The sequence below is a fragment of the Acidovorax sp. FG42 genome (genome assembly GCF_057809195.1).
Genome location: NZ_JBMDJM010000012.1, coordinates 97,649 through 116,667, shown reverse-complemented (window position 1 = coordinate 116,667; position 19,019 = coordinate 97,649). Strand labels below are relative to the sequence as shown.

Here is a 19,019-nt window from a genome sequence, read left to right as displayed (position 1 = left end):
ACAGCGCAATCGGTAGGGCGGCGCGGGCAGACATCAAGCCGCTTTGTTGTTTTAAGAGAATAACCATTCGATTAAACCGCAAAATTCGAGTTTCTGCAGCGGCACGATTTACGCCTTGATGGCGTCCCAGCACAGGCCAAACGCCATTTGGTGCACGGCCTCGTCATCGGGCAGCACCTGGGTGCGGATCAGGTTGCCGGTCTCCCGCACCGAGCCCACCAGGCTGGCCGTGAGCAGCGGAATGGGCACGGCCTTGAGAATCTCCTGCTGCTGGCCTTCTTCCATCAGCGCAAAAAAGCCCGCCATCAGCCGGGTCGAAAATTCGCGATTGCCCTGGGTGAACCAGGGCGAGTTGTAGTACTGCTCCTGGAACACCACCTCGGCGTATTGGTCCAGCCGATGGCGCAGCAGATTACCCCAGGCGCGGCGCACCCGTGCGCGGTAGGGCATGCCAGGTTCTATGCCGTCCATGATGCGCGCGGCCGTCACGGTCTTGGCATCCTGGTACAGCTGGCTGATCAGTTCGTCCTTGGACGGGTAGTACACGTACAGCGTGCTCGTGGCCACACCCGCTGCCCGGGCAATGTCGGCCAGGGTCAGGCCGCTCAAGCCGCGCTGGGCCACCAGGTCAAAGGTGGCCTGGGCAATGGCGCGCTGTTTCTCGTCGTCTTTGGGTTTCATCGGAACCAGGAATATAAACGAACATAAATTCGACCACTATCAAAAACCCACTGCACAGACCCTGGCGCAAAGCGACATCGTACGGGGGATGCACAATCGTGGCCATGACCACGAACTCCATCGCCGACCTTCGCAAGAGCTACGAGCGCGCCGAACTCAACGAAGACGCCTCGCACGCTGCCCCTCTGCAGCAGTTTGACCAGTGGCTCAAGGAAGCCATCAGCGCCGAAGTGCCCGAGCCCAATGCCATGACCCTCGCCACAGTGGGCAGCGACCTGCGGCCCAGCACACGCATCGTGCTCATCAAGGGTTATGACGAGCGCGGCATTGTCTGGTTTACCAACTACGACAGCCGCAAGGGCCGCCAGATTGCGGGCAACCCGTTTGCAGCGCTGCAGTTCCACTGGGTGGAGCTGGAGCGTGTGGTGCGTATCGAAGGCGTGGTGGAGAAGGTCAGCGACGAGGAAAGCGACGAATACTTCAGCAGCCGCCCTCTGGATTCGCGCATCGGCGCCTGGGCCAGCCCGCAAAGCCAGGTCATTGCAGGCCGCAGCGTGCTGGTGGCCAACGCGGCCAAGTACGGTGCGCAATTCATGCTGAAACCGCCCCGCCCCCCGCACTGGGGCGGCTACCGCCTCAAGCCCGACCAGTGGGAGTTCTGGCAGGGGCGCAAGAGCCGTCTGCATGACCGGCTGCGCTACCGGCTGGACGCGGGCGAATGGGTGCGGGAGCGGCTGGCGCCCTGACCTGAACCTGGGCCCTGGGCCGCTGGCTCAGCCCGCGACCCAGCGAGTGACCGCCAAAATCACCACCGGCATGGTCACCAACCCCATGGCGGTGGACACCGCCACGCTGGCCGTCACCTCCTCCTCTGCCACGCGGTAGCGCTGCGAGAACAAAAACACGTTGGCCCCGACGGGCAGCGATGCCGCGACGATCATCACGGCCAGCGGCATGCCCGACAGGCCCAGCGCCCAGCCCATGCTGGCCAGCACCAGCGGGTGCACCACACACTTCACCAGCGCAATGCGCAGCGCGGCCTTGAACTGGTGGCCGACCTTGGTGAATGCCAGCGTCACCCCCACCAGCAGCAGCGCAATCGGCCCCAGCGCCTGGCCCAGCAGCTGCAGGGGCTTGCCCACCACCTCGGGCACCACCAGCCCGGTCTGCGCAAACAGCAGGCCCGCGATGATGGGCAGCGGCACCGGGTGCACGATGCCGTTGCGGATGGCCTGCAGCACCGTGCGCCACATGGGCTGCTGCACCCCGCCCGGGCGCCCGGCATGTTCGCGCGCGGCCGCCAGCTCGAACACCACCGTGGCCGCAGTCAGCAGGATGAGCGAGTGCACCGAGATCAGCGTGAACAATGTGACCAGCCCTGCCTCGCCAAACACCAGGCCCACCAGCGGCACGCCGATCATCAGCGTGTTGCTGAAGGTGTTGGCCAGCGCCCGCGCGGCGCCCAGCGTGTTGAAGCCCTGCACCGCCAGCGTGGCGGCATAGACCACACCAAACGCCACAAAGTAGATGCCCACGGGGCCGAAGTTGAGGTCTTCGATGTGCACCGTGCTCATGGTGCGAAACAGCAGCGCGGGCGTGAGCACCATGAAAACGAGGTTGGCCAGGTCCTTGACGGACTCGGCACGTATCCAGCCGCGCCGCCCCACATAAAAGCCGATGGCAATGAACAGGATGACGGGGATCAGCGAGGTGAAGACAGGAGAGTTCACGGAGAAAAGCGCGCCAGGTCGGCAAGGGTGGGCGCCGATTGTCTCCCATCATCTCTGCCGACCAGGCGTAGTGTGTCTGGCGTACAGCGATACCACGCTATATTTTTAATAGCTATCAGCGCATACTCCACTAGCGCTTGGCGCCGATTTCTTTCAAATCCTCTGGCCTGCGCCCGCCGGGGGCGTATCTGCTGCGGCGCGCGGTGCGTCCGCCGACAGCAGGGCCAGCAGCCCTTGCAGCCCCTCCACCCGGTGGTCTGCCAGAGGCCAGGGCTCGACACCCGGCCGCACGGTCTGGACGGTGGTGGCTCCCAGCGCGCGCCCGGCCGCCAGCTCGGACAAGGGGTTGTCGCCCACCACCAGCATCTGGCGGGGCGTGCAACCCTCGCGGGCCAGGATCTGTTCAAAGAGGGCCTGCTTGCCGTGCCCGGCATCGGTGGGTGGTGCGTCAATCGCGTCGATGAGGACTTGCTCAAACCAGGGGCGTATTCCCAGTGCATCGATCTTGCTGTCCTGCAGGCGCTGAAAGCCGCTGGTGACCAGGTAGCGCCGCAACGGAATGCGAGGCAGCAGGTCGATGTCGGCATAGCCCTGCAGCGGCGGCCTGGCCTTCATCTGGCTGAACTGCTGCCACCCGGCCGCACGCATCGCGGGAGTGAAATGGTGGCGCTGGGCCACCAGGTCGAACGCAGTGAACCAGCAAGCCTGCAGCGCCTGGTCCAGGGCCTGCGGGCTCAGTGCGCCCTGGTTGGCTTGCCGCACAGCCTCGAAAGCGGGCTCAAACAAAGGGCCCACCGCCCGCGCATCCATCAGGCAGTTATCCAGGTCAAAAACAGCAACGGTGTAGTCCAGAGGCATGGCTCATCAAAAGGGGGTTAACAAAACGGTGTGGCGCATGCCGGGCGCATACAGGGCAAAAGCCGCGCACCTTTGAACAGGTTCTTATCCAGCCACCACGGATACGCCATGGTCTGCCAGTGTCAGGCTGACCGGGGCGCCCACATCCAGCGGCAACTCCACCAGGGGCGACACCACAAAAATGGCGCCCAGGGCGCTGGCAAACGTGTATTCCATGACGCTGCCCAGGTAGGTGCAGCGGATGACCCGCGCGGCCAGGCCTGCCGATGTGGCCGGGCCAATCACCCAGGCCTCCGGGCGCACGGCGATCTTGACCGGGCCTGTAGGCAGTGCGGCGGGTGACGGTACGCGCAGCGGGCCCAGCTGCGCATACCCGGTGTCTGCGGTGCTGCCCGGGCTGGGCGCGTGGTTCTGGGCTGCGAACAGCATGGCCTCGCCCATGAAGCCCGCCACAAACTCGGACGTGGGTTGCTCGTACAGCGCGCTGGGCACTCCGCGCTGGGCGATGGCGCCCCGGTCCATCACCACGATCTGGTCGCTGACGGCGAGGGCCTCGGACTGGTCGTGGGTGACATAGGCCACAGTGAGCTTCAGGCGCTGCTGCAGGGCGCGAATCTCCTCGCGCATCGCGCGGCGCAGGCGGGCATCCAGGTTGGACAGGGGTTCGTCGAACAGCAGCACGGCGGGCTCCAGCGCCAGCGCGCGGGCCAGCGCCACGCGCTGCTGCTGCCCGCCTGACAGCTCATGCGGCCTGCGCTGGTCCAGGCCGTGCAGGCCCACGGTGTCGAGCATGGCGCGGGCCTTTTCGCGCACCTGCTGGCTGCCCAGGCCCGAAAGGTGTAAGCCGTAGACCACGTTGTCGATGACGTTCATGTGCGGAAACAGCGCGTAGTTCTGGAACACCAGGCTCACATTGCGCTGCGCCGGGCCGAGGGGGGTCACATCCTGCCCGTCGATAAAGATGCGGCCCGATGTGGGTGATTCGAGCCCGGCAATCAGGCGCAGCGTGGTTGTCTTGCCGCAGCCCGACGGCCCGAGGATGGTGGTGAGCGTGCCGCGCGGCACGCTGAAGCTGATGTGGTCCACCACCAGCGGAGCGTCGGGCGATGAGCCGTACCGCTTGCTGACATCCCGGAACTCGATGCCATGCACGGTTGGTGTCTCAGAGGGGGGCGTCACGGGCATCTCATTCTTCCCAGGCCACGACGGCATCCACGCCGATGACCTGCCCCGCATCCATGCGGTTGAACAGCGTGACCTGCGCGCCCATTGCCTCGGCAATCTGCCGGCAGATGGATAACCCCAGGCCCACCCCCCCCTGCCCGGCCGAAAACGGCTGGAACAATCGCTGCCGCACAGCATCGTCGATACCGGGGCCCTCGTCCCACACCAGTACCTCGCGCCGCCCCGTGCTGTCGCGCAGCAGCACCCCCAGCCGCCCGTGGACGGGCGTGTGGTGGATGGCGTTGGCCAGCAGGTTGCGCATCAGCTCGCCCAGCAGCGCCGCGTCGCCGGGTGCCCACAGCGTTTCAGGCCCCTCCAGCGCAAAGTCGAGCCGCTTGGCCGCAATCAGCGGGGCCAGTTCCATCACGGCCTCGCGGGCAATCGCGTTCAGGTCCACGCTGGGCAGCTCGCCCATGCGCTTGAGCTGTTCTACCTTGCTCAGGCTGAGCAACTGGTTGGCCAGGCCCGAGGCGCGGTCTACGGTGTGCAGCATCTGCTGCAGCGCATCGCCCACCAGTATGTCGCCTGCCATGGCGGCCTGCAGCTGGGTGCGCAGCACGGCCATGGGGGTGCGCAGCTGGTGGGTGGCATCGGCCAGAAAGCGCCGCTGCTCCTCGATCCAGCGGCTCTGGCTGAGTTGCAGCTCGGCAAAATGCTGCACGGCGGGCGCGAGTTCTGACGGGCCTTCGTAAATGCGGTCTGCAGTGCCCGCAGCGTCGGTGCTCAGCGGCCCCATCAGCGACACATCGGCATGTTGCAGCCAGCCCGATGCCGCCCGCGCCAGCAGCACCGCCACGAAGGTCATGGCCAGGGCCAGCAGAAGCACCCACCACAGGCCCGGGCCACCGCCCAGCAGGCTGCGCGCACCGGGCAGGCGCTCGCCCAGCGGGCGCGCCACCTGGCGCACCACGGGCGCAGCCATGGCTTGCCCGCCCTTCGCCACGGTGGGCTGGTACAGGGTCACGGCCACCCGCACCAGCCGGTCGCCCACTTGCGCCAGGTAGAAATGCACGGCACCCGGGTCACGTACCGCCTCGGTGGGGGGCACACGCTGCAGGTCGGCGTTGCCCGCCAGGCGTTCGCCGTCCAGATTGCTCTCGCGGTACCAGACCCCGGGCGCTGGCTGGGCAGGCAAAGATGTAGCCGGGTCCACTGATAGATCAGCAGGCCAATGCACCAGCGCCTGGCGCAGGGCCTCGTCCTGCGCAGCGGCGTCCTGCTGCGCCTGGTAGGCCCATTGCACCGCGCAGATCACGGCCACCAGCGCCCACAGCGGCACCAGCCAGCACACCAGCAACAACCGCTGCAACGAGCCGCCACGCGGCCGCCAGGGCCGCTGCTGCCACCAGCGCAGCGTCACCGGGCCACCCCGCCTTTGTCGGATTTTTCGGATTTGTCCGTCTTGTGGGCGGCCATGCTGTCGGCGTCGCACAGCAGGTAGCCCACGCCGCGCAAGGTCACGATCTCGGCGTTGGTGCCCACCAGCTTCTTGCGCAGCCGGTGCACCACCACTTCCACCGCATCGGCTTGCACCTGCTCGTCCGTGTTGGCAAACACCTGGGTGCGCAGCTCTTCCTTGCTGACCACCCGATCCACGCGCGACATCAGCAGCCGCAGCAGTTCGGACTCCCGCTGCGACAACTCCAGCGGCAAGGCATCGTTGTAGAACACGCCACTGCCCGGCTCGCGGTAAAGAGCGCCGCAGCGCAACTGCCCGTCGCGCCCCACGCGGCGCGTGAGGGCTCGCAGCCGCGCCACCAGTTCGTCCAGGTCAAACGGCTTGGCCAGGTAGTCATCGGCCCCGGCCTCCAGCCCTGCCACCCGGTCCGTGACGGCCGCGCGGGCGGTCAATGCCAGTACCGGCGTGGTGCTACCGCCATCGCGCAGGCGCCGTAGCACCTCCAGCCCGTCCAGGCCCGGCAGCGACAAGTCGAGCGTGATCACGTCAAACGCGGTCCGCCGCGCGGCCGCCAGGGCCTCCTTGCCATCGGCACAGCACAACACCTCGAATCCACGCGCCACCAGGCTGCGGCTCAGGGCGCCAGCCAGATCAAAATCGTCCTCGACCAACAGCAGTTTCATCCCCCGATCATGCCGCCTGTGGCAGGCCCGGGCCACTGTGCTTCTACGGACGGGCGATGAAAGCGAAGCGAAAGGCGGGTTCGTCCTTCTGCGGCGGGCCGCTGTACAGTGAGGTCCAGCCCTTTGGAATCCGCCGCCATGAGATCACTTTTGACCCAGCCCGCGCCGTCAGGCACTTGCCGAAAGACCTTGCAACTGCTGGCAGCTGCACTGGCCCTGTGCACGGTGCTGCCCGCCCAAGCCTCGCAGTCCCTGCGCTGCAATGGTTCGCTGGTGGGCAAGGGAGACTCTCCGGTGACCCTGCTCCAGAAATGTGGTGACCCCATCTACCGCCAGGGCGTGTGCGTTTCCATGCTGCAGCTGGGCTGGGTGGTGACCCCCAATCGCCCGGGTAGCCCCGCTGCGGTGCTGGCCAACCAGTGCGTACCCATGGAAGAGTGGACGTACGACCGGGGGCCTGGCACCTTTCTGGGGGTGGTTCGCATCTACAACGGCGCCATCGAATCTGTGCGCGACGGCGACCGCAGCCGGTAGTGGGGGCCTCTGGCCCTCCTGGCTGTTTGAACAGGTTCTTAAACGCGCTGGAGGGCGGTCAACCCTCAAAAAGTCGCGGCGATGACGATGCTGGATTCGTCAAAAACCGCCGTGGCCTGCTGGCCCGTTCGAACCTTGACCCCCGCAGCAGCAAAGCCCACCAGCTGGATGCCGCTGGGCAGCTGCAGCACCACCTCGGGGGCAGCGCCCCGGGCCACGCTCCGCACCACCCCGGCCATGGAATTGCCTGCGGGACTGGCCGGGTCCGGGGCCACCTGAACCGCTGTTGCCTTGCACAGCGCCAGCACACCCAGCCCAGCCTTCAAATCCAGCAACTGTGCGCTGACCCGGGTGATGGATGCGTGCAGCGCCTGCCCATCCGCCAGCAGCAGCTGCACACGCACCTGCCCGCCCACGGCCCGCACCTTGCCCACGGTGCAAGGAAACTGGTTGCGCATGCTGGTGCGCAGCGCCAAGGCGGCGCGGCCGGTGGCTGCGTCGTCGTCGCTGTGCAGTCGGCTCAGCACCTGCCGGCGCGCAGCGGCCAGCGCGTGGGCGGCCTGCAGCACCCGCTGGCCTGCCGGGGTAAGTGCAGCCCCGCCGCCGCCGGTGCCGCCCACCACCTTCTCGACCAGCGGCACGCCGGCCAGGTTGGTCAGCGTCTCCAGCGCCTGCCAGGCGGCCTTGTAGCTCACGCCCGCGCCCCGCGCCGCCTCGGAAATGGAGCCCACCTCGCCGATGCGGCGAAGGATGTCGATGCGTTTGTCCGTGACCTCGTGGCCCAGCACATCGGCCAGGGGCAGGGAAGAATTGCTCATGCGCGCATGTTAACTGCGCGATGCAGGCGGTTGCGTCATCGCTGTTCATTAGTGGAATAGCGCAGCAGCGGCCATGCTACAGTCTCGCTATTCCATAAAAGAATAGCGAGGTTGTCGTGAAGCGTTTTCTTTTGTCCCTGGCCACCTCCTTGGCGATGGCGTTTTCAGCCCATGCGGGCGAGGTGTCGGTAGCCGTGGCGGCTAACTTCACGGCCCCGATGCAAAAGATTGCCCGCCTGTTCGAGCAGGACACCGGCCACAAAGCCACGCTGGCTTTTGGCTCCACCGGGCGGTTCTATGCGCAGATCAAGAACGGCGCGCCGTTTGACCTGCTGCTGTCCGCCGACGACGAAACCCCGACCAAGTTGGCCAAGGAAGGCCTGGCGGTCGATGCCAGCCGCTTCACCTACGCCATTGGCAAACTGGCTCTTTGGAGCAAGCAGCCCGGTCTGGTGGATGCCCAAGGCCAGGTGCTCAAATCCGGCAACTTTGACAAGATCGCGGTGGCCGACCCCAAGCTTGCGCCCTATGGAGCTGCCGCGGTGGAAGTGATGACCCAACTGGGCGTGCTGAACACCCTGCGGCCCAAATTTGTGCAGGGCGAGAACATTGCCCAGACCCATCAGTTCGTCGCCACCCAGAATGCCCAGCTCGGTTTTGTCGCCCTGTCGCAGGTGATGGCCGATGGCCGCCTGGTGGAGGGCTCGGTGTGGGCTGTCCCTGCAACGCTCTACTCCCCTCTGCGCCAGGACGCCGTGCTGCTGAACAAGGGCCAGGGCAACGCCGCGGCGGCCGCGTTGCTGCAATACCTCAAGGGTGACAAGGCGCGGGCGGTGATCCGTGGCTTTGGCTACGAGCACTGAGATACTCACACCCATCCCCGCCACCGCCGTTTTCCTCCATGCCCCTGGGCCCTGAAGCACTGCAAGCCGTCTGGCTGACCCTGCAGCTCGCCACCCTCACCACCCTCGTGCTGCTGCTGATCGCCACGCCGCTGGCCTGGTGGCTGTCGCAAACGCAGTCCTGGTGGAAGGGGCCGGTGGGCGCCTTCGTGACCCTGCCGCTGGTGTTGCCGCCTTCGGTGCTCGGTTTTTACCTGCTGGTGGCCATGGGGCCGGCCGGGCCGCTGGGGCAGCTTACGCAGGCCATGGGCTGGGGTCTGCTTTCGTTCACCTTCACGGGGTTGGTGATTGGCTCGGTGGTGTTTTCGATGCCATTTGCGGTGCAGCCGCTGCAGCATGCCTTCGAATCCATGGGCCGCCGCCCGATGGAGGTGGCCGCCACCCTGCGGGCCAGCCCGCTGGATGCGTTTTTCACGGTGGCCTTGCCGCAGGCCCGCACCGGCCTGCTCACCGCAGCCATCCTGAGTTTTGCCCACACGGTGGGCGAGTTTGGCGTGGTGCTGATGATTGGCGGCAACATCCCGGGCAAGACACGGGTGGTCTCCACCCAGATCTACGGCCATGTGGAGGCCATGGAATACGCCCAGGCGCACTGGCTGGCGGGCGGCATGGTGCTGTTCTCGTTCGTGGTGCTGTTGTGCCTGGCGCTGCTCAAGAACCGTGGCTCGCGGGTGCTGCCATGAGTGCGTACGGCGACCTGCGCATCCGGCTCGCGCTGCCGCGGGCCGACTTTGAACTGTATGTGGACCTGCACCTGCCCGGCAGCGGCATCACGGTGCTGTTCGGCGCATCGGGCTCGGGCAAGACCAGCGTGCTGCGCTGTGTGGCGGGGCTGGAGCGCGCACGCCCTGGCCTGGTGGCCGTGGCCGGCGAGGTGTGGCAAGACGATGCTGCCCAGGTGTTTCTGCCCACCCACCAGCGGGCGCTGGGCTATGTGTTCCAGGAGGCCAGCCTGTTCGAGCACCTCGACGTACTGGGCAACCTCCGGTATGGCCTCAAGCGCGTCCGGTCTGCGCAGGCGGAGGCCACGCTGCAGGCCGCCATCGATCTGCTCGGCATCAGCCGCCTGCTGCAACGCCGGCCGGGCCAGCTCTCGGGCGGCGAGCGCCAGCGGGTGGCGATTGCCCGTGCCCTGGCAACCTCCCCCCGCCTGCTGCTGCTGGACGAACCCATGGCCGCCCTTGACCTGGCGCGGCGCCAGGAGATCCTGCCCTGGCTGGAGCGCCTGCGCGATGAGCTGCACATTCCCATGCTGTATGTCACGCACTCCGCCGACGAGCTGGCGCGGCTGGCCGACCACCTAGTGGTGCTGGAGGGTGGCCAGGTAACGGCCGCCGGGCCGGTGGACCAGGTGCTGTCGTCCGTGCAACTGCCGGTGGTGCTGGGCGACGACGCGGGCGCGCTACTGCGCGGCCAGGTGCTGGATCGGGACACTACTTGGCACCTGGCGCGCGTGGGCTTTGCGGGTGGCGCCATGTGGCTGCGCGACAGCGGCCTGCCTGTGGGCCAGCCAGTGCGGCTGCGGGTGCTGGCCCGCGACGTGAGCCTGACGGTGCAGGAACCCCTGCAGACCAGCATCCAGAACCACCTGCCCTGCGTGATCGACTCCATAGCACCCGACGCACACCCTTCGCAAGCGCTAGTGCGGCTGCGCTGTGGCGAGTCATTTTTGCTGGCGCGGGTCACCCACCGGTCCTTGCACGCACTGGGCGTGGTGCCCGGCAGCGCGGTGTGGGCCCAGGTCAAATCGGTGGCGATTGTTCCCTGATCCAGCCACTAGCCGCCGCAGCCGCGCCTGGATACGGCGCCTTACTGAAACACGCACACTCCGAGTGACTGACTTTTGGCCCGGTACATGGCAGTGTCTGCCGCGCGCAGGTAGTCGTCCACCGTCGCCAGCCTGGACGCGCTGCTGACCAACCCGATACTCGCGCCGCTGATCACGGTGTGTTCGCCAATCACATAGGGCGCAGCAAGCGCGACGGCAATCTGCTGGGCGCGTTGGCTGGCTTCAGCGGGGTCAATGGACTCCAACAGCACATTGAACTCGTCGCCGCTCATGCGGGCGACCAGATCCACCGACCGCACGCAGGATTCGAGCCTCCGCGCCACCTGTTGCAAGAGCTGGTCGCCCACATGGTGTCCGTAGCAGTCATTGACCGCCTTGAACCCGTTGAGGTCCAGCAGCAGCACAGCGAACATAGTGGCCCCACCACGCATGGGCACTCCATCCCCGTTCGCCCCGTCGCCCTGGTGCAGCGTGATCAGTTGCGCAAGGCGGTCGCGGAACAATGGCCGACCAGGCAAGTTGGTCAGCGCATCGTAGGAGCTGCCGCGTTCGGCCAGATCGCTCAACGAGCCCGCCATGCGCACCGCAACGCCGTCTTCAAACTCGGCGAGCCCGCGCCAATTGACCCATACCAGCCGCCCCGCTCCGTGGAACGCGCGGAAGTCCACCGAAAAGTTCGCGCTGTTTCCAGACAGGTGCCTGCTGTAGGCCTCCTGTACGCGAGCGCGATCCTCGCGGTCGATGAGTTGCTCCAGAAAGCGCCAGCCGCCCTCATACACATGATCGCGGCTCCCTAGCCCGACGATCTGGAGAAAGCGCCCTGACACATGCAGGGTGTCCGTGCGCAAGTCCCAATACCAGATGCCGTCATTGGACCCGCGCGTCGCCAGCGAATAGCGGTTTTCGGAGCGCACCAAATCGATTTCGGTGTTCTTCTGCTGGGTGACGTCGATCATCAGGCCGATCATGCGGTTTGGCCGGCCGGGCTCGACCACCGCGCGGCACAGGTCACGCACCCACACGACCTTGCCCGACTTGGCAATGAGCCGGTAGCTCATCTCGTAGGCATGGCTGTGCGTGGCGTTGTAGGCCGCATCGTCGATGCGCAGGGCCTCTTCCAGATCATCGGGATGCACATGCGCCCGCCAGAAGCCAGGGTCGGCCCGCCACTCCTCGACGGAGTAGCCGAACAAGCGTTCAACCTGCGGGCTCAGAAAGGTATTGCCCACGCCAATTTCAGCCTCCCACACCACGCCGTCAATGGTTTCCAGCAAGCGCAGAAAGCGCTGGCGCACCTCCACCAGCACCTGCTCGGTGACCTCGGTGATCTCGATCAGGACACCCTGGCGGCTGATCACCCGCTCTGCCGCATCCGTCTCGGGGTGGAACTGCAGACGCACCCAGCGGTAGTCCCCGTCGGCAAAGCGCAGGCGGAACACCGGCATGCCTGAGCGCATGGTGCCAATGTCATCGGGATGCACGAACTCCAGCAAAGACCTGCCCAGAGCGGCTTCCACCGAATGGCCGGTGAGCTTGTGCCACGCCGGGTTCAGATAGGTGATCTCCCACAGCGCATCGGTCTGCACCACCGCCTCGGGGAGCAGTTGCAACAGGTTTGCGGACGGCGTGGGAGTGGTGGGCATGCAGGGATATCGCAATACGGGTCAGATACATGCAGGGCCGCGTTGAGCAAGTCCTTGGTGTGTCGCGCAGCCGGCTTTGGGCGGCCTGCCGGGGAGCCATTCCCGTTCCAGCACCGGGCGTGCGCGATCACGGGGACTCAGGCGACGGCGCCTTCACGGATCGAAAAATCAACCATGTGAACCAAGTATGGCATGCATCCAAGTCATCCCTGGTCTGGCTGATTAGGAGCCTGAAGGTTCGTGAGCCAGCAACGCCCTCCCCCGCGCTGGCTCACGCACGCCACGACGGCATCAACCGTCAGAACGCTACCTTCACCCCCAGCGTGATGTTGCGGCCCATCAGCGGCGCAGCGGTCTTGATGAACGAGGTGTGTGCATAGGCCAGGCGGTCCGTCAGGTTGTTGGCCTTCAGGTACACCTGCCAGGGCGTGCCGCTGCTGAACTGGCCGTTGTAGCTCACGCCCAGATTCAGCATGCCGTAGCCGGGCGTGGCGGTTTCAAAGTCGGCCACGCGGTTCTGGCGGGCCACCTGCACCCATTCCACCTGCCCTTCCCACGCCTGCCAGTTGGCGTCCAGCCGCACACCGGCGCGGGTGGCCGGGATGCGCGGCAGCAGGCCACCGCCGTCCAACTTGGCGCGCACGGTGTCACCAAACAGCGTGATGCCCAGATTGCGCGTGAGGCGCTGACGCACCTGGCCTTCAATGCCGGTGAAGGTGGCGTCGGCCTGGCTGTACTGCAGCAGCTGCAGGCCATCCAGCTCGTCCAGCGTGCGGCCGTAGATGTAGTTGTTGATGCGGTTGCGGAACACGCTCACGCCAAAGGTGGTGTCGCCACTGGTCTTCTTCAGGCTGACATCGATGTTCTGCGAGATTTCGGAGCGCAGATCGGCGTTGCCGCGTTCATACGTGCTGGTGGCCATGTGCAGGCCCTGGGCGTACAGCTCTTCGGCCGACGGGGCGCGGCTGGCGCGGGTGAACGAGGTGCCCACCTGGTAGCCGGGCGTGAACTTCCACACCGCGCCCAGCGATGCCGACGTGCCGTTGTGGCTGCGCTCGATGCCGCTGGTCTGGGCCTCTGTCGTCTGGCGGTCGTGGCGCAGGGCGGCTTCAAAGCGCCAGTCGTTCCAGCGGTACTCCTCCAGCACGAAGAGGCTTGTCTTGCGGGTCACGGTGGGCTGCACATAGGCCTCCTCGCCCTCGGCGCTGAACTTGCGCTGCGAGGTCTGCAGGCCGATCACGCCCTTGAAGCCGCCGATGGGCTCGTGTTGCAGCTCCACGCGCGTGTCGTAGGCCTTGTTCTTGAAGGTCGTGCTGATGGCGCCGTCTTCGACTTCGTCGTGTTTGTAGTCGGTAACGCCCGCGCGCAGCCGCAGTGCCGAGAAGCCGGCAAACGGGTTGCGCAGCTCGCCCCGTACGTCAAAGCGTTCGCTGCGCAGGTCCACCACCGGCACATCGCCTGCCGCAGCGTCATGGTCGTGGTCATGGCCGTCGGTTTCGTCGTCCGCATGGGCGCCGCAGTGCAGGTGGTCGCCATGGGTGTGGCAGCCGTCAAAGCTGTGGTTGTGACCAGGCAGGCCGTATTTGGCGGTCTGGCGGGTGTAGGCCGCACCCAGGTAGCCCTGGTCGCCCACCCACGACAGGCCCACGCTGCCAGTGTCGGTGCGGTTGAAGCTGCCCAGCACTTTGCTGCCGCCCGACCAGCCCTTGCCCACGCGGTAATCGCCCGCATCCCGCGCCACGCCCTCTACGTGCACAGCCAGGTTGCCCGCACCGCCGGTCAGTGAGAAGGCCCCAGCGCCCTCGCCCGCCCCCGAGTTGGCGCGCAGCTCGGCGCTGCCTTCGTAGCCCTTTTGCGGGATGGCGGTGGGCACCTTGCCGTCGAGCACGTTGACCACGCCGCCCACGGCGCCGTTGCCGTAGACCAGGGCCGAGGGGCCGCGCAGCACCTCGATCTGCGTGGCGAGCAGCGGCTCGGACACCACCGCGTGGTCGGGGCTGATGGTGGAGGCGTCGTGCAGCTCGGCGCCATCGCTCAGCACCTTGACGCGCGGGCCGTCCATGCCGCGGATGATGGGGCGGCTGGCGCCAGCACCAAAGTGGCTGCTGGTGATGCCGGGCTCGCTGTTCAGCGTTTCGCCCAGCGTGGCCTCGCGGCGGCGCACCAGTTCATCGCCTTCGAGCACGGTGGCGGGGGTGGTCATGTCGCTGGCGCCCAGTTGCAGGCCGCTGGCCGACACGGTGACAGCGGGCAGGCTGGGTGCGGCGTCCGCCGCGGCAGCGGGCGCGGGCGCAGTCTGCGCCCGGGTGGCAACGCTGGTGCCGGACAGCGCCAGCAGGGTTGCCATGGCCACGGGGTGGAGGGCCGGACGGGCGCGGCGAGAAACAAAGCGGTGGGTAGAAAAGGTGTGGGTCATGGTGGTGGCCTGCAACAAGGCATGCGCGGCGCTGGCGGTGCCAACGCGCCTGCGCATGCCGACCCGCGCCCTGGGCGCGAGTTGATGAATAAAAACCGCTGCAAGCGCTAGTGAAATATGCGCAAGCAGCTATGAAAACAGGAGTAATGATGGGCACACCGTGGTGCGGCTGCTGGCAACCGCCAGCCAAGCCTACGTATTGCGGTCTACAGACCGCGCCCCACGCCCCTCGCCTGCAGGCACAACACCGCCGCGTTGCCCTGCAAGGCACACAGCGGGTACGCCGACTGAGAAGGTGGGGCTAGGGACCCTCTGCACAGATCAGCGCGCCGTGTGCATCAGCGGGCTCGGGCGGTCTGCCGCGTTGCAAATACTCGCAATAGCTACCGCTATTGCTGCGTTTTGCGCCTTGCAGCCCTTCCCGATCCGCTGCGCCCACTTGCCGCTTGATTCGTGCAGAGGGTCCCTAGAGGTGCGCTGCGCGTCAGGCGACCGGTGGGCCGCGCGCGTGGAACAGCGCAATGTGGGGTGTGCTCGCCCGCCCTGCCGCGTGCATGGCCAGCGGCAGTGGCGCATCAGCCGCAGGCAGCGCCAGCGGGGCGGCATGCAATGCGTCGCCCAGCGCCAGCTGGTCGAGCAACAGGCAGTCCACCGGCGCGTGGTGGGCCAGCAGATACGGCAGCCACAGACTGTGGCCCGGTGCGGCAGCGGGCTGCGCAGTGGGGGCCGGGTCCCACGCCGGCTGTCCGGGCAGCGACGACGGCGCGGCCAGCAGACCGGCATGGGCCTGGTCCAGCGCTCCCCCGTGCACCACCTGGTGCAGCCGCCCCAGCGTGGGCACGACCACCAGGGCCAGCAGCAGCCACGCCAACGCCACGCGCCGCACCACCGCACTGCGCAGCGCGGCGGACGGCAGGTACTGGGGGCGAAGAAGCACGCGGGTCACGTCAGGAACAAAAGGGAAAAGGATTGCGGCGAAGGCGTAGAGGCTGCAGCAGCAAAAGCCGTGGATTATTTCACCGGCACCGCGTCCACCACGCGGTAGTACAGGCCATATTGATCATTGGGGAGCACGGTGAACTTGCCTTCCACCACCACGGGCTCCAGCGAATAGCGCACGGGCGTCTTGGCCTTGATTTCGACCATGCTCTCGGGCCCGCCCGGCGTGCAGAACGAGCAGGTCAGCGGCACGGAGGTGAGGATGAAGTGCGTCTGCGTCGGCTTGGCATCCAGCGGCACCATGAAGCCCTGGATGCGCTGCGTGGTCTTGTCCATGCCCTTCTGGGCGTCGTTGAACACGGGCAGGATGCCATCCTTGGTGGTCTTCTTGCTCAAATCGGTCAGCACCGACCAGGGCACCACGTCGTTGCGCTGGGGCAGCGGGGCAATCGGGCTGTTGGGGCTGTGGTAGCCCGCACCCGACCCGGCTGGCACGGCAGTGCCCGCACCCGCAGGCAGGGGCGACGACAGCACCGGTGCTGCGGCCGCGCCTTCTTTGGCGCGCTCAAAAGCGCCCGGCGCGGGCTTGGTGGCACCGCCTTGCTGCGCATGTGTACCGCCTGCCACTGCCAACGCGGCGGCAATACAAGCCAGGCGAGCCATCTGGCCGGTGACGGGCAAGGGGTTCAAGGTGCGGGGCATGGCGGGGACTCCGGGCCAACAAGCTTCAAGACAAACAGGCGATCAGTGCGCATGCTTCATGCCGCAGTATTTTCCGATGGCCAGGTTCCGGCATGCCGCCTGCAGGTCTTTTTGGCACTGGTCATGGCCCTTGCCGGATTCCAGGCACTTGGCAGCCGCCTCGTGCGCCGCGGCCATCGCACGGTGGCGGGCGATGTCTTCCTGGGTGTCCTTGTCGTTGTGGGCTTGGGCGTGGGCCAGCGCACCAACGAGGAGCATGGGGGCCAGGGCGAGCGTGGAGATGAGGTGCTTCATGGTGGGTCCTTCCAGGTGATTCAGAGAATTGGGTCAAACAAAAACGGGGGTGTTCAACGGGACGGTCATGGCTGGCTGAGCAAGTCGGCCACATCGGTCCGGTAGGCCTGCATGGCCGGCAGCAGAGCCGACAGCGCCGCCACGCCTGCGGCCAGCAGCGGCACCCCGCCTTCGGCGGGCAGCCAGATCCAGCCTGTCACCGGCAGCAACCCTTGCGCCTGCAAAGCCCAACCCAAGACCTGCGCCAGCCCGTGGCCCAGCAGCAGCCCCAGCATGGACGCGAGCGCGGCCAGCCACAGCGCCTCCCACAGCACCAGCCCGGCCACGCGGCCCGGGGGGGCGCCCAGCATGCGCAGCATGGCCAGGTCAGCGCGGCGCTCGCGCACGGCATTCCACAAGGCGATGAACACACTGAGCGCGGCCACGGCCAGCAGCACGCCGCCAAAGGCGCGCAGCACATCGGCCCCTACGCCCAGCAGGCGCAGCAGGCGTGTGACTTCGATAGCTGGCGCCGCCGCCTGCATCGATGTGACGCCGTTGATCAGGCGCGGCAACGTGATGGCCGCCATGGGCGTGCGGTAGCGCACCAGCGCCACAGTCACCTCGCGCTCTTCCTTCAGAATTTCCAGGTCTTCGGCATCGTTGGCTGTGGCGGTCTCGTGCACCATCCAGACGGATTCGGTGCTGGTCAGGATCAGCCGGTCCAGCACACAGCCGCAGGGCACGAGCACGCCGCTCACGCGGTAGGGGTGGTCACCATGGGCATGCCCTCCTCCACCCAGGCCGTGGCTGCCGATGAAGGTGGCGCCGACCAGCGGCGCGCCTTGGTGGCTGGCTTTCACAATGCCACGCGCCACGCTGGCGCCCAGCACCGCGTCCATGGGCTGCTGCCACAGCGCGCCTTCGGCCAGCGTGGCCCCGTAGTGCGTGATGTAGTCCGGCGTGGTGCCCACAATGCGAAAGCCCTGGTAGCTGTCGCCCAGGCTGAGCGGGATGACCTGCGCCACCAGCGGGTTCTTCTGCAGCGCCTGCACCTCTTGCAGCGGGATGTTGCCGGTGGGCACGTCTATGTGGAACACGCCCGCCAGAATGAGCTGTAGCGGGCTGCCCTTGGCGCCCACTACCAGGTCGATGCCTCTCAGGTCGCGCTCGAACGCTTTGTCGAGCTGCGTGGCCACCAGCAGCACCAGCGTGATGGCTGCGAGACCCAGCGTGAGCACCAGCAGGTTGAGCACGGCCGCCAGCGGGCGGGACCAGAGGTAGCGCCACGACAGGCGAGCGAGCTTGAATACTCCTGAATTCATAGCTGTTCAGGCATATTCAACCGACGCTCTGGGCCGATTTCATTCAAATCGAGGGTCTGGACACCCGCCAGGGCGGACACCACACGCTGGTCATGCGTGGCTATCACCAGGCTGGCGTCGCAGGCGGCGGCGCTCTGCTGCAGCAGGGCCAACGCATCCGTAGCCGCCTCGTCGTCCAGGCTGGCCGTGGGCTCGTCGGCCAGAAGCACCTGCGGCGCCAGCAGAACAGCCCGCGCCAACGCCACACGCTGCGCCTGCCCACCGGAGAGCTGGTGCGGCTTGCGGGCGGCCAGTTCGGCCACGCCCACTTCGGTGAGTGCGCGGTGGATGGCCGCATCGTCGCGCGGCAGCCCGGCCGCAAAGTAAGCCAGCGCTAGGTTGTCCGCCACGGTGAGTGCACTGCTGAGGTACAGCTTCTGCGGCAGAAAGCCGATGTTGCGGGCACGCCAGGCATCAATCTCGGCCCCGCGCTGCGTGCCCAGCTGGGTGCCCGCCACAAACAGGTCGCCCCCGCTGGCACCGCGCAGCCCCGCCATCAGCGCCAGCCAGGTGGATTTGCCGGTGCCCGAGCGCCCCCGCAGCAGCAGCGTGCCGCCCTGGCGTAGATCCACATCCGGAAAGCGCAGCGGCGCCGCACCGCCCGTGGCATAGGTGTAAGAAAGCCCCCGCGTGCGAATCATGCGGCGGCACCCTCGGCCGGGTGAGCACAGTCGGCACAGCGTCCGTGCACGGCAACGTCCACCGCCAGGCTTTCATGCCCTGCGGTGGCCAGCGCCTGCAACACCTGCTGGAGGGCCTTTTGCACCTTGGCCGAACCCTGCGACAGGCGGAACTGGCGATGGCAGTCATCGCATTCAAAGCGCGGTGCGGCGCCCTCCTCCCCCTGCGGGGCCAGCGCATACCGCATCACGCGGGCGGCATCGACCTGCTTGTGCAGCAGCCCAGCGGCAGCAAAGCGGTCGAGCATGCGATAGACGGTGACCTTGTTGATTGCAACACCTGCTTCGGCCAGGGCCGCTTCAACCTCGGGTTCGGACAGGGCCGCGTTCGGCCGTGCCGCGTATAGCGCCGCCAAAGCCCGTGTTGCGCGGGTGGCGCGCATG

20 protein-coding genes are annotated in these 19,019 nt (G+C 66.9%); 5 read left to right on the top strand and 15 right to left on the bottom strand.

What is annotated here, in order from left to right; translation table 11 throughout:
* Positions 1–108 precede the first annotated feature (108 nt).
* Entirely contained in the window at positions 109–681 is a 573-nt protein-coding gene (locus ACODSM_RS14065) for a TetR/AcrR family transcriptional regulator (RefSeq protein WP_260667284.1), read from the bottom strand.
* Positions 682–785: 104 nt separating this feature from the next.
* Here ACODSM_RS14065 and pdxH point away from each other — a divergent pair, with 104 nt between their 5' ends.
* Positions 786–1,427: a pyridoxamine 5'-phosphate oxidase gene (gene pdxH, locus ACODSM_RS14060; protein WP_488805689.1), complete on the top strand. Its 642-nt coding sequence runs from the start codon at positions 786–788 to the stop codon at positions 1,425–1,427.
* Between the two features lie 27 nt (positions 1,428–1,454).
* On the opposite strand, the gene ACODSM_RS14055 is transcribed toward pdxH, so the two are convergent.
* The 5 genes from ACODSM_RS14055 to ACODSM_RS14035 form a co-directional block, all read right to left on the bottom strand.
* On the bottom strand, positions 1,455–2,411 hold the full coding sequence (locus tag ACODSM_RS14055) for an AEC family transporter (RefSeq protein WP_488805688.1): 957 nt from the start codon (positions 2,409–2,411) through the stop codon (positions 1,455–1,457).
* A gap of 153 nt (positions 2,412–2,564) precedes the next feature.
* Positions 2,565–3,269 (bottom strand): HAD family hydrolase, encoded by a 705-nt coding sequence (locus tag ACODSM_RS14050; RefSeq protein ID WP_488805687.1) that lies wholly within the window; start codon positions 3,267–3,269, stop codon positions 2,565–2,567.
* A gap of 84 nt (positions 3,270–3,353) precedes the next feature.
* A complete protein-coding gene (locus ACODSM_RS14045; protein ID WP_488805686.1) occupies positions 3,354–4,454 on the bottom strand; it encodes an ABC transporter ATP-binding protein in 1,101 nt (366 codons plus the stop codon).
* Position 4,455: 1 nt separating this feature from the next.
* On the bottom strand, positions 4,456–5,853 hold the full coding sequence (locus ACODSM_RS14040; protein WP_488805685.1) for a sensor histidine kinase: 1,398 nt from the start codon (positions 5,851–5,853) through the stop codon (positions 4,456–4,458).
* A complete protein-coding gene (locus ACODSM_RS14035) occupies positions 5,850–6,575 on the bottom strand; it encodes a response regulator transcription factor (protein ID WP_060985401.1) in 726 nt (241 codons plus the stop codon). The genes ACODSM_RS14040 and ACODSM_RS14035 overlap by 4 nt, the downstream gene beginning before the upstream one ends.
* Before the next feature lie 138 nt (positions 6,576–6,713).
* Between ACODSM_RS14035 and ACODSM_RS14030 the strand changes: the two genes are divergently transcribed.
* A complete protein-coding gene (locus tag ACODSM_RS14030; RefSeq protein ID WP_488805684.1) occupies positions 6,714–7,109 on the top strand; it encodes a DUF2845 domain-containing protein in 396 nt (131 codons plus the stop codon).
* 65 nt (positions 7,110–7,174) lie between these two features.
* Here ACODSM_RS14030 and ACODSM_RS14025 read toward each other — a convergent pair whose 3' ends face one another.
* Positions 7,175–7,927, bottom strand: coding sequence for a TOBE domain-containing protein (locus tag ACODSM_RS14025; RefSeq protein ID WP_209819638.1), 753 nt, complete (start codon positions 7,925–7,927; stop codon positions 7,175–7,177).
* A 155-nt stretch (positions 7,928–8,082) separates the two neighbouring features.
* Between ACODSM_RS14025 and modA the strand changes: the two genes are divergently transcribed.
* From modA to modC, 3 genes are read left to right on the top strand one after another with little or no spacing between them, the layout of a single operon-like run.
* Positions 8,083–8,790: a molybdate ABC transporter substrate-binding protein gene (gene modA / locus ACODSM_RS14020; protein ID WP_488805711.1), complete on the top strand. Its 708-nt coding sequence runs from the start codon at positions 8,083–8,085 to the stop codon at positions 8,788–8,790.
* A 38-nt stretch (positions 8,791–8,828) separates the two neighbouring features.
* Positions 8,829–9,512: a molybdate ABC transporter permease subunit gene (gene modB / locus ACODSM_RS14015; RefSeq protein WP_488805683.1), complete on the top strand. Its 684-nt coding sequence runs from the start codon at positions 8,829–8,831 to the stop codon at positions 9,510–9,512.
* Positions 9,509–10,597, top strand: coding sequence for a molybdenum ABC transporter ATP-binding protein (gene modC, locus ACODSM_RS14010; protein ID WP_488805682.1), 1,089 nt, complete (start codon positions 9,509–9,511; stop codon positions 10,595–10,597). Before modB ends, modC begins: the two co-directional genes overlap by 4 nt.
* A 41-nt stretch (positions 10,598–10,638) precedes the next feature.
* Here the strand turns inward: modC and ACODSM_RS14005 are convergent, their stop codons facing one another.
* The 8 genes from ACODSM_RS14005 to ACODSM_RS13970 all read right to left on the bottom strand — a co-directional run bounded on the left by ACODSM_RS14005 (position 10,639) and on the right by ACODSM_RS13970 (position 19,018).
* Entirely contained in the window at positions 10,639–12,261 is a 1,623-nt protein-coding gene (locus ACODSM_RS14005) for a PAS domain-containing protein (RefSeq protein ID WP_488805681.1), read from the bottom strand.
* A 298-nt stretch (positions 12,262–12,559) separates the two neighbouring features.
* Positions 12,560–14,677 carry a TonB-dependent receptor domain-containing protein gene (locus ACODSM_RS14000; protein WP_488805680.1) on the bottom strand — a complete coding sequence of 706 codons (2,118 nt, stop codon included), beginning with the start codon at positions 14,675–14,677 and terminating at the stop codon, positions 12,560–12,562.
* Between the two features lie 484 nt (positions 14,678–15,161).
* Positions 15,162–15,614 carry a hypothetical protein gene (locus ACODSM_RS13995; RefSeq protein WP_488805679.1) on the bottom strand — a complete coding sequence of 151 codons (453 nt, stop codon included), beginning with the start codon at positions 15,612–15,614 and terminating at the stop codon, positions 15,162–15,164.
* A gap of 74 nt (positions 15,615–15,688) precedes the next feature.
* Positions 15,689–16,318 carry a DUF3299 domain-containing protein gene (locus ACODSM_RS13990; protein ID WP_488805678.1) on the bottom strand — a complete coding sequence of 210 codons (630 nt, stop codon included), beginning with the start codon at positions 16,316–16,318 and terminating at the stop codon, positions 15,689–15,691.
* Between the two features lie 42 nt (positions 16,319–16,360).
* Complete coding sequence (locus tag ACODSM_RS13985) at positions 16,361–16,612, bottom strand: hypothetical protein (protein WP_488805677.1); 252 nt, start codon at positions 16,610–16,612, stop codon at positions 16,361–16,363.
* A 65-nt stretch (positions 16,613–16,677) separates the two neighbouring features.
* On the bottom strand, positions 16,678–17,916 hold the full coding sequence (locus tag ACODSM_RS13980; protein WP_488805676.1) for an ABC transporter permease: 1,239 nt from the start codon (positions 17,914–17,916) through the stop codon (positions 16,678–16,680).
* Complete coding sequence (locus ACODSM_RS13975) at positions 17,913–18,596, bottom strand: ABC transporter ATP-binding protein (RefSeq protein ID WP_488805675.1); 684 nt, start codon at positions 18,594–18,596, stop codon at positions 17,913–17,915. Before ACODSM_RS13975 ends, ACODSM_RS13980 begins: the two co-directional genes overlap by 4 nt.
* Positions 18,593–19,018: a transcriptional repressor gene (locus tag ACODSM_RS13970; protein WP_488805674.1), complete on the bottom strand. Its 426-nt coding sequence runs from the start codon at positions 19,016–19,018 to the stop codon at positions 18,593–18,595. The genes ACODSM_RS13975 and ACODSM_RS13970 overlap by 4 nt, the downstream gene beginning before the upstream one ends.
* Between the last annotated feature and the right edge of the window lies 1 nt (position 19,019).